Source organism: Actinomadura sp. NPDC048021, from assembly GCF_040653135.1.
Lineage (GTDB): Bacteria > Actinomycetota > Actinomycetes > Streptosporangiales > Streptosporangiaceae > Spirillospora > Spirillospora verrucosospora.
The window spans coordinates 26,524-39,609 of sequence record NZ_JBEZJQ010000001.1 but is presented as its reverse complement, the minus strand read 5'-3'; the positions used below and the strand labels follow the sequence as shown (position 1 = coordinate 39,609).

Annotated in this window: 12 protein-coding genes; 8 read left to right on the top strand and 4 right to left on the bottom strand. The window is 74.1% G+C overall.

Annotated elements, in window-relative coordinates; translation table 11 throughout:
- Positions 1–16: 16 nt before the first annotated feature.
- A complete protein-coding gene (locus AB0C87_RS00190) occupies positions 17–694 on the top strand; it encodes a rhomboid-like protein (protein WP_360575793.1) in 678 nt (225 codons plus the stop codon).
- 6 nt (positions 695–700) lie between these two features.
- Here the strand turns inward: AB0C87_RS00190 and AB0C87_RS00185 are convergent, their stop codons facing one another.
- Complete coding sequence (locus tag AB0C87_RS00185) at positions 701–1,957, bottom strand: hypothetical protein (RefSeq protein WP_360575791.1); 1,257 nt, start codon at positions 1,955–1,957, stop codon at positions 701–703.
- A gap of 253 nt (positions 1,958–2,210) precedes the next feature.
- On the opposite strand from AB0C87_RS00185, the gene egtA reads away from it, so the two are divergent.
- From egtA to egtD, 4 genes are read left to right on the top strand one after another with little or no spacing between them, the layout of a single operon-like run.
- A complete protein-coding gene (gene egtA / locus AB0C87_RS00180) occupies positions 2,211–3,428 on the top strand; it encodes an ergothioneine biosynthesis glutamate--cysteine ligase EgtA (protein ID WP_345184027.1) in 1,218 nt (405 codons plus the stop codon).
- Entirely contained in the window at positions 3,425–4,789 is a 1,365-nt protein-coding gene (egtB, locus tag AB0C87_RS00175) for an ergothioneine biosynthesis protein EgtB (protein ID WP_353834026.1), read from the top strand. Before egtA ends, egtB begins: the two co-directional genes overlap by 4 nt.
- Positions 4,790–5,524 carry an ergothioneine biosynthesis protein EgtC gene (egtC, locus tag AB0C87_RS00170; protein ID WP_360575788.1) on the top strand — a complete coding sequence of 245 codons (735 nt, stop codon included), beginning with the start codon at positions 4,790–4,792 and terminating at the stop codon, positions 5,522–5,524. It begins immediately after the preceding gene.
- A gap of 52 nt (positions 5,525–5,576) precedes the next feature.
- Positions 5,577–6,533, top strand: a complete 957-nt coding sequence (egtD, locus tag AB0C87_RS00165) for an L-histidine N(alpha)-methyltransferase (RefSeq protein WP_353834023.1) — start codon at positions 5,577–5,579, stop codon at positions 6,531–6,533.
- 15 nt (positions 6,534–6,548) lie between these two features.
- Here egtD and AB0C87_RS00160 read toward each other — a convergent pair whose 3' ends face one another.
- Entirely contained in the window at positions 6,549–7,328 is a 780-nt protein-coding gene (locus tag AB0C87_RS00160; RefSeq protein WP_345184036.1) for an SGNH/GDSL hydrolase family protein, read from the bottom strand.
- 187 nt (positions 7,329–7,515) lie between these two features.
- Between AB0C87_RS00160 and AB0C87_RS00155 the strand changes: the two genes are divergently transcribed.
- Positions 7,516–8,667, top strand: coding sequence for an acyltransferase (locus AB0C87_RS00155; RefSeq protein ID WP_345184038.1), 1,152 nt, complete (start codon positions 7,516–7,518; stop codon positions 8,665–8,667).
- Positions 8,606–9,799, top strand: a complete 1,194-nt coding sequence (locus AB0C87_RS00150; RefSeq protein ID WP_360575785.1) for a hypothetical protein — start codon at positions 8,606–8,608, stop codon at positions 9,797–9,799. The genes AB0C87_RS00155 and AB0C87_RS00150 overlap by 62 nt, the downstream gene beginning before the upstream one ends.
- Before the next feature lie 99 nt (positions 9,800–9,898).
- On the opposite strand, the gene AB0C87_RS00145 is transcribed toward AB0C87_RS00150, so the two are convergent.
- Complete coding sequence (locus AB0C87_RS00145) at positions 9,899–10,423, bottom strand: cysteine dioxygenase family protein (RefSeq protein WP_345184042.1); 525 nt, start codon at positions 10,421–10,423, stop codon at positions 9,899–9,901.
- Between the two features lie 182 nt (positions 10,424–10,605).
- On the opposite strand from AB0C87_RS00145, the gene AB0C87_RS00140 reads away from it, so the two are divergent.
- The gene (locus AB0C87_RS00140; RefSeq protein WP_345184045.1) at positions 10,606–11,616 is read left to right on the top strand and encodes a LacI family DNA-binding transcriptional regulator; all 1,011 of its coding nucleotides are present in this window, start codon (positions 10,606–10,608) and stop codon (positions 11,614–11,616) included.
- 3 nt (positions 11,617–11,619) lie between these two features.
- Here the strand turns inward: AB0C87_RS00140 and AB0C87_RS00135 are convergent, their stop codons facing one another.
- Positions 11,620–13,083, bottom strand: a complete 1,464-nt coding sequence (locus tag AB0C87_RS00135; protein ID WP_345184047.1) for an aromatic amino acid ammonia-lyase — start codon at positions 13,081–13,083, stop codon at positions 11,620–11,622.
- Positions 13,084–13,086: the final 3 nt, after the last annotated feature.

The window sequence follows — 13,086 nt, the reverse complement described above, 5'->3', positions numbered from 1 at the left end:
CTAGGCTGCCGGTGTGATGGGTTTCGCGAGGCTTCGCCGGATCCTCAGGTCCTATCCGATGCCGCTGGCCTTCCTCGGCCTGTTCGCGGCCGTGTGGATGGTGCAGGTGCTGGTCCTGCCGCCGGGCGCGCGGCAGGCGGTGATCGCCTGGGCCAGCACCAACCTGGCCAACCTCGCGGTCAACCCGGTCGGGACGATGGTCGCCTCGGCGTTCGTCGCCGAGGGGTCGCAGGGCGTGCTGCTCGTCGCGGCGGCGATCGGGCTGTTCCCCACCACCCGGCGGTTCGGGAACCTGCGGGCCGTCGCCCTCGTCGCGGCCTCGCACGTGCTCGGCACGCTCGTCAGCCAGGGGATCGCGCTGGTGCGGCTGGAGGCGGGCCTGCTCTCGGACTCCATCCGCACGATCCCCGACGTCGGCCCGTCCTACGTGCTGTGCGCGGCGCTCGTCGCGGCCTTCCTGTACGGGGACGGGCGGGTCCGCCGGCTGGTCGCGCTGGCCTGGTGGTGCGCGCTCGTGCCCGTCCTGCTGGACGGTCTGCTCACGCTGGAGGTCGCCGCCGTCGGCCACCTGGTGGCCATGCTCACCGGCGCGGCGGCCGGGGGGCTGCTCCTGCTCCTCGAACGCAGGCGCGGGCCCGCGCCGCTGGGCGCGGTGCCCGCGGGGCCCGCGGCCGCCGGGACGGGCGAGGCCTGAGCCCGGTCAGCCCTCGCCGCCCGGCTGCGGAGCCGGGTTCGAGGTCGGGCTCGGGGACGGGGTCCCCGGGTCCGGCGGCGGGTCGGACGGAGTGTCCGGCGGCGTCGTCGGGTCCGTCGAGCCGTCGTCCGGCGGGGTCGTCGGGTCGGACGGGGTGTCCGGGGGAGTGGTCGGCGTCGCGTCGTCCGGGGGCGTGGACGGCTTCTCCGGCTTCGCGGGGGTGCCGGACGCCGGGGGCTTCTCGCGTGCGGGCTCCTTCGACGGCGACGTCGCGGGCGGCGCCGGCGCGGGGGGCGCCGCACCGCCGGCCGGGGACCCGCCCGCCTGCTGCGGGGGCGAGCCGTACGCGCTGGTCACCGGGTTCCGCGACGCGCCGCCGTCCGCGCGCTCGGAGCCGGTCAGGCCGGGCGCCGGGTCCTGCGGGACGCCGCGGCTGGACGTGGACGCCGGATGCGTCTGCCCGCTGCTCGCCGTCGGCGTGAGCGAGGCGGCGCTGCCGCCCTTGGCGGCGGGCCAGGACACCAGCAGCCCGATGACGGCGGCGGCGGACGCGGCGACGCCCGCGACCGCGCCGAGGCCCCTGGAGGCGAAGCCGGAGGCCCCGCGCCTGCGGCGGTCCGCCCGCTCCGGGCCGATCACGACGAGCGGGCTCGGCGAGACGACGCTCGGCAGCGGCCGGGCGGCCTCCTCCTCGCAGGCCGCGAGGACCTGGTCGCGCAGCCAGCCGGGCGCGTGCGCGGGGGCCCGCCGGGCGAGCAGCCGCGGCAGCCGTCCCTTCTCGAACGCGGAGATGAGGTCGAGCCGCGCCTCGGTGGCGCCGCGCATCAGGATGTCGAGGACGGCCCGCTCCAGCCGCGTCCGCGCCGCGTTGAACAGCTGCGCGACGGTGTCCGGAGCGAGGCCGAGCACGCGGGCGATGTCGTGCGGTTCGAGCCACTCGCCCGCCCACAGCAGCAGGACCTCGCGGTGGTCGGAGCGCAGGCTCCCGGCGGCGCGCAGCAGCGGGTCGGGGTCGGCGAACAGCGGACCGCGCGCGCCGGTGCCGACGGCCGGCTCGCCGGCGAACGCGCCGCGCTCGGCGCACGCCGTCCGGGAGAGCGAGTAGAGCCAGAGCACGCTGTCGCCGCGCGGCGGCTGGTGCACGGCCGCGCTGAAGGTGTCGCCCACGGCCGCCGCCGCGAGCTGGTCGCCGACGAGCGACCAGCAGTAGGCGTACAGGCGGTCGGCGTGCGCGTCGTAGAGCGAGCCCAGGTCTCCGCCCATGTGACCCCCCGTCTCCGTCCGGTTTCACTTCCGGCAAAACGTGCATATCGCTGGCCAGGGGACTCTAGCGGCTCCGGTCGACCCCTGAGAAGCCAGGGATCGGACAAAGCGTCGAATAGCACGGAAGGTAGCAGTGAGTGCTGCGGACGGTGACGTTCACGGAGATTTAAGAAACTTCCCGAAAAACCGCTGATTCCTGATCCGGTTCAGCAGGGAAGGTTCGAACCCGTTATCGATACCCGAGGAGTCAATGGTGACCCGGCTCACAGTGGACGACGTCTACCAGCACATTCGCGGAGTCTGCTTCAAGACCGGCCCGCCCGGGACGGTCGGCGCGGAGACCGAGTGGCTCGTGGTCGACGCGGTCGACCCGGCCGCCCACGTGCCCGCCGAGCGGGTGCGGGCCCTCGTGGCCGGGGCGGGCCCGCCGCCCGGCGGGAGCAAGGTGACCTACGAGCCGGGCGGCCAGCTCGAACTCAGCTCCGCCCCGTTCGGGACGCTGGGCGACCTGACCGCCGCCCTCGGCCGGGACGTCGCCCACGTGCGGGACGCGCTCGCACCGGAGGGGCTCGCGCTCGCCGGGCACGGCGTCGATCCCGTCCGCGCGCCCCGGTTCCAGGCCGACCACCCCCGGTACGCGTGCATGCGGGACTACTTCTGCGCGGGCGGATTCCACGACGCGGGGCTGGCGATGATGTGCTCGACCGCGTCGGTCCAGGTGAACCTGGACATCGGCGCCGACGACGCGGACGCGGCCCGCCGCTGGCGGCTCGTGCACGCGCTCGGGCCGGTGCTGGTCGCCGCGTTCGCCAACTCGCCGCTGCGGGCCGGCCGCCGCACCGGGATGCGCTCGTCCCGGCAGGGCATCTGGACCGAGCTCGACCCGTGCCGCACCCTGCCGGTGCTGCGGGACGGGGCGGACGGCGACCCCGCCGAGGCGTGGACGCGGTACGCGCTCGACGCCCAGGTCATGCTCGTCCACACCCCGGACGACGAATGGGTGCCCGCCCCCGGCATGTCCTTCCTGGAGTGGCTGGCCAAGGGGGAGCCCGGCGAGGACGACCTCGCCTACCACCTGTCCACGCTGTTCCCGCCGGTCCGTCCGCGCGGCTGGCTGGAGCTCCGCATGATCGACGCGCTGCCCGGCCCGTACTGGCCGGTGCCCGTCGCCGTCGCCACCGCCCTGCTGGACGACCCCGCCGCCTCCCGCGCCGCCGAGGCCGCGGTCGAACCGGTGGCGCACCGGTGGGCGGCGGCGGCCCGCGACGGCCTGTCGGACCCCGCCCTGGCCAGGGCCGCGCGGGCCTGCTTCGCGGCGGCGCTGGACGCGCTCGCGCGGCTCGGCGCGCCCGGTCTCGTCCCCCTGGTCGAGGAGTACGCCCACCGGTACGTCCTGCGGGGCCGCAGTCCCGCCGACGACCGGCCCGCCGCGTCCCCGACACGTCCGATTCCGATGGAGGATCCGACATGAGCTCGCCTGGCCCGTCCGCGGACGAGGCCGCCCTGAAGGAACTGATCGCCGACGAGCTCGGCGCGGTGCGCGACCGCAGCCTGCGCCTCACCACCGAGGTCCTCGACGAGGACGGTCTCACCGCGCAGGTGTCGCCGCTGATGTCGCCGCTCGTGTGGGACCTCGCCCACGTCGGCAACTACGAGGAGCTGTGGCTGCTGCGCGCGGCCGCCGGGCAGGAGGCGATGCGCCCCGAGATCGACGATGTGTACGACGCGTTCGAGCATCCGCGGGCGGAGCGGCCGACGCTGCCGCTCCTGAAGCCGGAGGAGGCCCGGTCCTACCTCGGCGCGGTCCGCTCCAAGGTGCTCGACTCGCTGGCGTCGGTGCGCTTCGACACCCCGGATCCGCTGACGTCGGGCGGGTTCGTGTACGGGATGGTCGTCCAGCACGAGCACATGCACGACGAGACCATGCTGGCCACCCACCAGCTGCGCCGCGGTGCCCCCGCCCTCCTCGACCCCAAGGCGGAACCGCTCCAGGTGCCCGGCGAGGCGTCCGGCGCCGAGGAAGCGCTCATCGAGGCGGGCCCGTTCCAGATGGGGACGTCGGACGAACCATGGGCGTACGACAACGAGCGCCCCGTCCACCTCGTCGACCTGCCCGCGTACTACATCGACGTGGAACCGGTCACCAACGCGGCCTACACCGCGTTCATCGAGGCCGGTGGCTACGACGACCCGCGCTGGTGGGACCCGGCCGGATGGGAGTGGCGCAACAGCAGCGGCAAGCGCGCCCCGGCCTTCTGGGAGCGTGAAGGGGGGCAGTGGTCGCGCCGCCGGTTCGGGCGGTCGGAACCCGTCCCGCCCGGCGAACCCGTCCAGCACGTGTGCTGGTACGAGGCGGACGCGTACGCGCGGTGGGCCGGGAAGCGGCTGCCGACCGAGGCCGAGTGGGAGAAGGCCGCCCGCTGGGACCCCGCGGCAGGACGGTCACGCCGCTACCCGTGGGGCGACGTCTACGAAGAGGGCCGCGCCAACCTCGGGCAGCGGGCGCTCCGTCCGTCCGAGACCGGCTCCTACGCGGCCGGTGCGTCGGCGTACGGGGTGCGGCGCCTCCTGGGGGACGTGTGGGAGTGGACGTCGTCGGACTTCCACGGCTACCCCGGCTTCCGCTCGTTCCCGTACAAGGAGTACTCGGAGGTCTTCTTCGGACCCGACTACAAGGTGCTGAGGGGCGGGTCCTGGGCGACGCACCCGCTCGCCATACGCGGCTCGTTCCGCAACTGGGACTACCCCATCCGCCGGCAGATCTTCTCCGGGTTCCGCTGCGCCCGCTCGGCGGGGCCGGCCACGGAGCCGACGACGGGGGTGGCCCGCTAGATGTGCCGCCATCTCGGTTACCTGGGGCCCGAGCGGACGCTGCACTCCCTCATCTACGAGGGGGAGCACTCGCTGGAGACCCAGTCGTACGCGCCGCGCATGACGCAGGGCGCCCTCCTCAACGCCGACGGGTACGGCGTCGGCTGGTACCAGGACGGCGAGGCCGTCCGCTTCCGCCGGGCCCAGCCCATCTGGACCGACCAGTCGTTCCGCGAGGTCGCCGGGGCCGTGCGGGCGTCGTGCGCGGTCGCGGCGCTGCGGTCGGCGACCGTCGGGTTCCCCGTGGACGAGTCGTGCGCCCAGCCGTTCCGCGCGGGGCCGTGGCTGTTCAGCCACAACGGGAAGATCGAGGGCTACGGCGGCGTTGAGTCCAAGCTGCGGGAACTGGCCGGGGACATCGCCGAGGTCCCCGACGCCCGCGCCCCGGTCGACTCCGCGCCGCTGTTCGCCCTCGCCGTCCGGAACTGGCGGGAGGGCGCGGCGCTCGGCGAGGGCCTCGCCGCCGTCGTCGCCGCGATCACCGCGCTGGCCCCCGGCCGCTACAACCTGCTCGCCTCGGACGGGACGTCCCTGGCCGCCACGACCTGGGGCGACTCGCTGTTCGTCCGCGAGGGCGGGGAAGCGGTCCAGATCGCGTCCGAGCCGCTGGACGGCGACCCCGCGTGGCGCCGGGTCCCCGACGGCTCGCTCGTCACCGCCGGGCTCGCCGCCGGTGTCCGCATCTCCCGGCTCTGAGACCGCCCGACCCCGAAGCACGGCCCGACCCGAAGCACCGAAGGAGAACCACGTGGACCGGTTCCTGACCGCAGACGACCTCGCCAAGACGCTCCGCCAGGACGTCCGGGACGGGCTCTCCGGCACGCCCAAGACCCTGCCGCCCAAGTGGTTCTACGACGAGCGGGGCAGCGCGCTCTTCGAGGAGATCACGCGGCTGGAGGAGTACTACCCGACCCGGCGCGAGCGGGAGATCCTCACCGCCCGGGCGCCCGCCATCGCCGCCGCCACCGGCGCCCGGACGCTGCTGGAGCTCGGCGCGGGCTCGGGGGAGAAGACCCGGCTGCTGCTGGACGCGCTGGCCGGCACGCTGCGCACCTACGTGCCGGTGGACGTCAGCGGCGACTTCCTGGAGCAGGCCGCGGCCGGGATCGCCGCCGACCACCCCGGCCTGGCCGTCCGGGCCGTCGCCGCCGACTACGAGCAGCACCTGCACCTGCTGCCCGGCGGCGAGCGGCGCCTGGTCGCCTTCCTCGGCGGGACGATCGGCAACATGCCGCCCGCCGAGCGCATCGGGTTCCTCGGCGGCCTGCGCGCCACCATGGACGAGGGCGACTTCCTCCTCCTCGGCGCCGACCTCGTCAAGGACCCCGAGCGGCTCGTGCGCGCCTACGACGACGCGGCGGGCGTCACCGCCGAGTTCAACCGCAACGTCCTGTCGGTCGTCAACCGGGAGCTCGACGCCGACTTCGACACCGCCGCGTACCGGCACGTCGCGGTGTGGAACGCGGCCGAGGAGCAGATCGAGATGCGGCTGCGGTCGCTGCGCGCCCAGGACGTCCGCGTCGGCGGCCTCGACCTCGACGTGTCGTTCGCCGAGGGGGAGGAGATGCGCACCGAGATCTCCGCCAAGTTCCGGCGGGAGCGGCTGGAGGCGGAGCTCGGCGCCGCCGGGTTGGAGCTCGCAGAGTTCTGGACCGACGAGGCGGGCGACTTCTCCCTCACCCTCGCGCGGCCCGCGTCGCGCTGACGGTCCCGCCGGCGCTCAGCCCTTGCGGGCGGGGTGGTCGAGACCCATCCGCTTCAGGTCCGCCGCCAGGCGGGTCGCCACGTACAGGTGGCCCGCCGGCGTCGGATGGGTGCGGTCCCGCTTGATGAGGCGCGGCGCGTTGCCCTGGCCGGTCAGCAGGTCGCCGGTGATCCAGCCCTCGCCGATCGGGTCGACGAACGGGACGCCGAGCTGCCGGGCGAGGTTCTTCAGCGCGTCCCGGACGGCGAGCGCGCCGGGCAGCGGCGTCCCCGTCCCCCAGAGCGGGCCGACCAGCACCAGGCGGGTGCCGGGCCAGCGCTGCCGGGCGCGCTCCAGCAGCACGTGCGCCGCCGCCGCGACCTGCGGCGGGGGGATCCGCCAGTCGTTGTGGCCGCCGGACACGATCAGCATGTCGGGCGCCGGGCGCCAGCCGAGCTGGCTCTCGTACAGGCCGAGGAACGCGTGCGGGCCGCGGCCCTTCTGGACGAAGCCCGTCCCGGACCGGCCGCCGACGACGACCTGCCAGCCGAGCAGCCGCGCGGTCGCGGAGGCGTAGGTCGACTCCGGCTCGACGCCGCGGTCGCCGACGGTGTAGCTGTCGCCGAGGAACATCACCACGGGCGGGGCCCTGCGCGCCCCGTCCTTCGGGCCGTCCGCCGCGGCCGGCTTGTGCACCGAGCCCGCGAGCAGGGAACACCCCGCGAGCAGGGAACTTCCGGCGAGCGACACGACCGCCGCCAGGCACAGGCACAGCATTCGGGTCGCCGCGCCGCGTCGGGCGCGGCGAGATGTCATGGAGGACCACCAATGAGATCGGGGGACGCCTCCGTATCTTACTGACCTCGCGCCTCCCACGCGCGCACTCCGCGACCATCCCGTCACCACGGCACGGCCGCGGGGCGCGGCGAATCGCGTCCTTCCCTACATCCGCCGTTCACCCGGCGGATCGGGCCGGGCCACCTGGCGGCGGGAGGGTTCCGCGGTGACTCGACGGGAACGGCTGCGCGAACTCGACCTCCTGCGCTTCGCGGCCGCGCTGGCGGTGGTGCTGTACCACTTCACGGGATTCGGCGGCGCCGGGGCGTGGCCCGCGCCCTCGCAGGACGTCTTCCCCGAGATCGCGCCGGTCACCCGGTTCGGGTACCTCGGCGTCGACCTGTTCTTCGTCATCAGCGGGTTCGTGATCCTCATGAGCGCGTGGGGACGCGGCCCGGGGGAGTTCGGGATCTCGCGGCTCGTGCGGCTGATGCCCGCGTACTGGGTGAGCGTGCTGCTGGGCGCCGCCGTCTACGCGGTGTTCCGGATGGGGCACGGCGTCCCCGGGCTGATCGTCCCGAACCTGACGATGCTGCAGGGCGGGCTCGGCCTGCGGAACGTGGACGCCGTCTACTGGACCCTCTGGGTCGAACTCCACTTCTACGTGCTCGCCGCCGTCCTCGCGGGGATCGGGATCACCTACCGCTCGTGCCTGGTCTTCATGGCGGCCTGGATGCTCGGCGGCGTCTTCGCCGACGAGGCGGACAGCAGGATCCTCCAGGTGATGCTGGTGCCGACCTGGAGCTGCTACTTCATCGCGGGCATGGCGCTGTACATGATCCACCGGTTCGGCCCGACGCTGCTGCTCTGGGGATACGTGGCCGCGTCCTACCTGATCGCGCTGCGCTGGGGCGCCTGGCGCGCGGAGAACGTGTTCAGGGGCGCGGACGAGACCGTGGTCAGCGCCGTGATCACGGGCATCTTCGCGGTGATGATCCTCGTCGCCACCGGCCGGCTGAGCCGGCTGCGATGGCGGGGCCTGACCGTGCTCGGGGCGCTCACCTACCCCCTCTACCTCGTCCACTCCCAGCTCGCGCTTCCCCTGCTGGACGCGGTGTATCCGGGGCTCGACCGCTGGACGGCGCTGGCGGTGGTCATCGGGGGCTCGCTGCTGGCCGCCTACGCCGTGCACCGCCTGGTGGAACGCCCCGGCGCGGCGTGGATGCGGGCCCGGCTCACGGCGTCGCTGCGGCCCATGCGGCCGCCTGAGGAAACGTCTACGTTTGTCGCTCGTGGCGATCGGGGTGGACGGGGCGGTGCTGACCGCGACGGCGGCGAGCCTCGCGATCGCGCCCCGGTGGACGCGGCGCGCATGTGACCCTCCGTCCGGGGCGGGGCGGCGCTGGGCCCGTCCGGAGGCGCTTCTCGGCCTCGTCGTGGGGCTCGTCTACCTGAACCAAGTGCTCTTCACCGTGTACGTGCTGCGGGTTCACGGCGGAGACGCCTCGTTCGTCGCGAAGTATCTGCCCGAGGGATGGTTCGCGCTTGAGGACGGACCAGCCATGCGCGGCCTGGCGGAACGCTTCCCTGCGCCGGAGTTGCTGGCCCCGTCCGTCCTGCGCGTGCAGGCGTTCCTCGAACTGCCGCTGGTCCTGCTCGCGTATGTGACGGTGCTGCGGTGGCTGGACCGCGGCCTGTACCGGCGCCTGGCGCACTCGTGGCTCGTGTGGGCCGCATCGCTCTCTTACACGCTCGTCTTCTGCATGGTCGAGTGGGATCTGCACAACCCCTACACGGCGGACGACATCGTGGTCCGAGCCTGTTCGGCTGTTGTGACGCCTTTGCTGCTGCGCTGGCTGGCCGCGCAGGAGGATTCCGGTGCGGACGAGCCGTCGTTCCCGCAGATGCTCCTGTTCGCCGGATCCGTGTGGGCGCTGGGGCAGGTGGTGCTGACCGTGTATGACACGGCCCTCCTGTACAACCTGGGTCATCTGGGCGGACGCCTGCCAGGTGCGGCCGTCGCCGTTTGCGTCATCGCGGGGGCACGCTGGGCGTCACCACGTCTGAGACCAGGCGAGATGGGTGTCGCCCTGGCGTCGGTCATCAGCGGACTGCGGTGGGGGTTGCTTCTCTTCTTCGTCCCGGCGCTCGCCATCCGTTACGGAGTGAATTTCGGCACACCACTCCTGGCGGCGACGGCCGGGCTTCTCGTCGGCGTGACGGCCGCCGTGTGCGCTCTGCGGAAAGCGCTGTCCGGTGTCGGGACGGCCGGGATCGCGCTTTGGGCCGTCCAGGTGGCGGTGGCGCTTCTCGCCGGAGCCGCGGTCGGCTACGCCACCGTCCGCCTGGTCACGGACACCTACTACGAGGCCGGCCTGCTGAGGGGCGCAGCCTCCTGTTTCGCCGCCGTCATCGTGGTCTGCGCGCTGAGCGACCGATATTTCGGACGGCGGTGTGACACTTTCGGGACCGCCCGCGCTGGGAGAGATATGGGCGTCCGGCCGGGGTGAGCGGGCTTCGACCGGACGTTCCGCCTCTGGCGGGCCCGTCACCCCCGGACGGGTCCGCCAGGGCCCTTTCAGACCGGCTCGCAGACCCGTTAGGCCAGGTCAGGCGGCCTCGTCCGACGGCTGGAGTTCCTCGGTGTAGCTGACCGGCGTCCGGCGCATCACGCCCGACTCGTCGATGGAGTACTGGCCGAGCCGCCACAGCGGCGGCGAGTAGGCGTGGATCGAGACGCTGGCGTCCTCCACCCCCGTGAGCCGGTGGATGTGCTCGGGGCCGAAGCAGAAGGACGCGCCCTCGCGCATGACGGTCCGCAGGGGCTCGCCGCCGATGCGCGGGTTGTTCTCCTCGATGGCCCCGGCGACGACGCGGACGGCTCCCGAGGAGACGTCGTGGTCGTGCCAGCCGGTGTCGTTCTCGGGCGTCCAGCACAGCAGCCAGACGTCGACGTGCTCGTCCCGGTGCAGGGAGACGTAGTGGCGGCGGCCCTCGGGGAACGCGACATGGGGACGCCACAGGCCGGGCCGCTCGGCCAGGTCGTCGACCAGTTCCCGCAGTTCCCGCTTGTCGAGGGGGCGGCCGGGCAGGCGCTCCAGGCCGCTGGGACGGGGCAGGACCTCGGAAGACACGGGGTTCGCTCCTCTCCGAAACCGTGGGTGGAGACGGTCCGTTACGCCCGGGACACCGCGCGAAGCGCCAGGCCAGGACTTCTGAACCGCATCAGTTAACCGTTTCAGTGAACCGCTTCAGTGACGCTCCCGTCAAGCGCGGATGCCGTGCTCTGTCGGTGGCGGCCTCTACGCTTGGAGGGATGTCGGAAAAGCGCAAGCGCGCGACCATCCGGGAAGTGGCGCAGGCGACGGGGCTGTCGCCCGCGGCCGTGTCCTACGCGCTGCGCGGCATCCAGACCTCCGAGGAGACGCAGGAGCGCGTCCGCGCCGCCGCCCGCGAGCTCGGCTACGAGGCCCATCCGATCGCGCGTGCGCTGGCCAGCGGGCGCACCGACCAGGTCGGCCTGCTGTGCGGCTCGCTGGAGGACTACTGGCAGCAGTCCCTCGCGGTCGGCATCGGGCGGGCGCTGCTCGCCCGCGGCCGCTACGCCCTCATCGTGGACGCCGGCGGCGACCCCGAGCGCGAGCTGGCCCTCGCCAGGCGGCTGCGCGACCAGCGGGTGGACGGCCTGATCGTCCAGCCGCTCGACCCGTCCGCCGCGCTGTGGTCGGAGCTGGCGGCCGCGATCCCCGTCGTGTCCATCGGCGACGCCCTGCACGGCGGCCAGGCGCAGGGCGAGGTCGTCTTCGACAACCGGCGGGGCGTCACGCTCGCGCTGGAGCACCTGCGGGCGCTCGGGCACGAGCGCCTCACCGTGTTCACCCCCACGCTCGCCAGCACGCCGGACCGCCCGGCCGACGTGTACGTCAACGCCGAGGCCGAGCGGCTCGGCCTGTCGGTGGACGTCGTGGTCGTGCCGCAGTCGCTCGCCGAGTCCACCGAGGTCGCGCTGCGGGTGCTCGGCGGCCCCGGCCGCCCCTCGGCCGTCTTCTGCTTCGCCGACTCCATCGCCTACGGCGTCTACGCCGCCACCCGCGAGCTGGGCCTGGAGGTCCCCGGCGACGTCGCCGTCTGCGGCTACGACAACCATCCGATGTCGGCGCTGCTGTCCCCGCCGCTCACCAGCGTCGAGTGGGACGTCGAGGGCATCGTCCACTCCGCCGTCCGGCTCGTCGTGGACGTCATCGACGGCAAGCCGCGCAAGCGCCGCGTCGTCCGCGAGCCGTCGCTGCGCGTCCGCGCCTCGACCGGCGAGACCGCGGCGGGCTGAGGGTCAGGGGTGGAGCCGGGCCAGGTGCGGCAGCAGGTCCGCGGCGGCGGCGATGTCGGTGTCCAGCGGCCGGTCCTCGATCCGCGGGTCGAGGACGGCGCCCGCCATGTCCCACGCCGAGCGCAGCGGCCCGCCGGAGGGCGCCCGCCCCTGCATCCGCAGCGCGCGGACGGCGGCCACCAGCTCGCAGCCGAGCCCGAGGCGGTAGGCGGCGACGGCGTCGGTGCTCGCGCGCGCCGACTGCGTCGAGAAGCCGGCGTGCTCCTCGACGCCGCGCGACAGCACCGCGCTGCCGAGCGCCGCGGGGGTGGCGAGGCGCCGCACGTCGGCCAGGCAGGAGTGCGCCACGTACTCCAGGATCATGATCCCGGAGGACGCCTCCGTCTCGCCCTGGAAGGGGTAGAGTCCGGTGAAGGACGGCTCGGCGAGCGTGCCGAGGCGGGCGGCGGCCAGCGCCATCGTCTGGAACAGGGCGGCGCGGGCGGTGTCCAGGGCGAGCCCGACGTAGGCGGTGTGGAAGTTGCCGTTGTGCCAGACCGTCCGCCCGGGGACGTCCACCAGCGGGTTCTCCGCGGCGGCGTTGATCTCCCGGGTGACGACCTCCTCGGCGTAGGCGGCCGCCTCCAGCGCGGGGCCGTGCACCTGCGGGAACGCGCGGTAGCCGTACGGGTCCTGGATGCGCATCGGCGCCGGCCGGTCGAAGGCGAGCAGCGCGCGCATCGCCGCCGCGGCCCGCTGCTGGCCCGGATGCGGGCACGCGTCCTGCACCGGCTGCGCGTACGGCTCCTCCGAGCCCCGGACGGCGAAGTGCGACAGCGCCGCCACGACCGTCGAGGCGCGCAGCGCCTTCCGCAGATCGGCGACCGCGAGCGCCGCCTCGCCGAGCGTGGCGGCGTTGGAGCTGATGAACGCCAGCGCGTCGGCGGAGCGCAGCCGGTATCCGGGGCCGCGCTCCTGGCCGCCGTCCGGGCCCGGCAGCCACGCACGCTCGCCGAGCAGGCAGAGCGCGGTCGAGGCCAGCGCCGTCAGGTCGCCCGTGCCGATCGCCCCGTAGACGGGCACCGGCGGGAGCAGCCCGAGGTTGAGCACGTCCGCCAGGGCCTGCAGCGCGCCCGGCTCCACGCCCGAGCCGCCCGCCGCGATCTGGTTCAGCCGGACGGTCAGCATCGCCCGGACGATCTCGGGGGAGATCAGCGGCCCGGCCCCGGCCGCGTGGCTGCGCAGCAGCCGCAGGCCGTGGGCGTCGGAGTCCTCCCACTCGACGTCCACGACGCGGTTGGCGCCGACCCCCGTCGTCCGCCCGTAGACCGGCTGCGTCTCGGTGACCTCGCGGGCGATCCGCCAGGCGTCGCGCGCCCGCCGCACGCCGGCCGCGGCTATGGCGACCGTCACATCTTCGCGAGCCGCACGCGCCACCTGAGCGCATGTGAGCGAAGTCCCGTCGATAACGATTCGGCTGTTCTCCACGGC

Excerpts from the sequence above, each read along its gene's own strand:
- AB0C87_RS00190 (WP_360575793.1), top strand. The coding sequence starts at position 17 with ATGGGTTTCGCGAGGCTTCGCCGGATCCTCAGGTCCTATCCGATGCCG.
- AB0C87_RS00185 (WP_360575791.1), bottom strand. The coding sequence starts at position 1,957 with ATGGGCGGAGACCTGGGCTCGCTCTACGACGCGCACGCCGACCGCCTG.
- egtB (WP_353834026.1), top strand. The coding sequence starts at position 3,425 with ATGAGCTCGCCTGGCCCGTCCGCGGACGAGGCCGCCCTGAAGGAACTG.
- egtC (WP_360575788.1), top strand. The coding sequence starts at position 4,790 with ATGTGCCGCCATCTCGGTTACCTGGGGCCCGAGCGGACGCTGCACTCC.
- AB0C87_RS00160 (WP_345184036.1), bottom strand. The coding sequence starts at position 7,328 with ATGACATCTCGCCGCGCCCGACGCGGCGCGGCGACCCGAATGCTGTGC.
- AB0C87_RS00140 (WP_345184045.1), top strand. The coding sequence starts at position 10,606 with ATGTCGGAAAAGCGCAAGCGCGCGACCATCCGGGAAGTGGCGCAGGCG.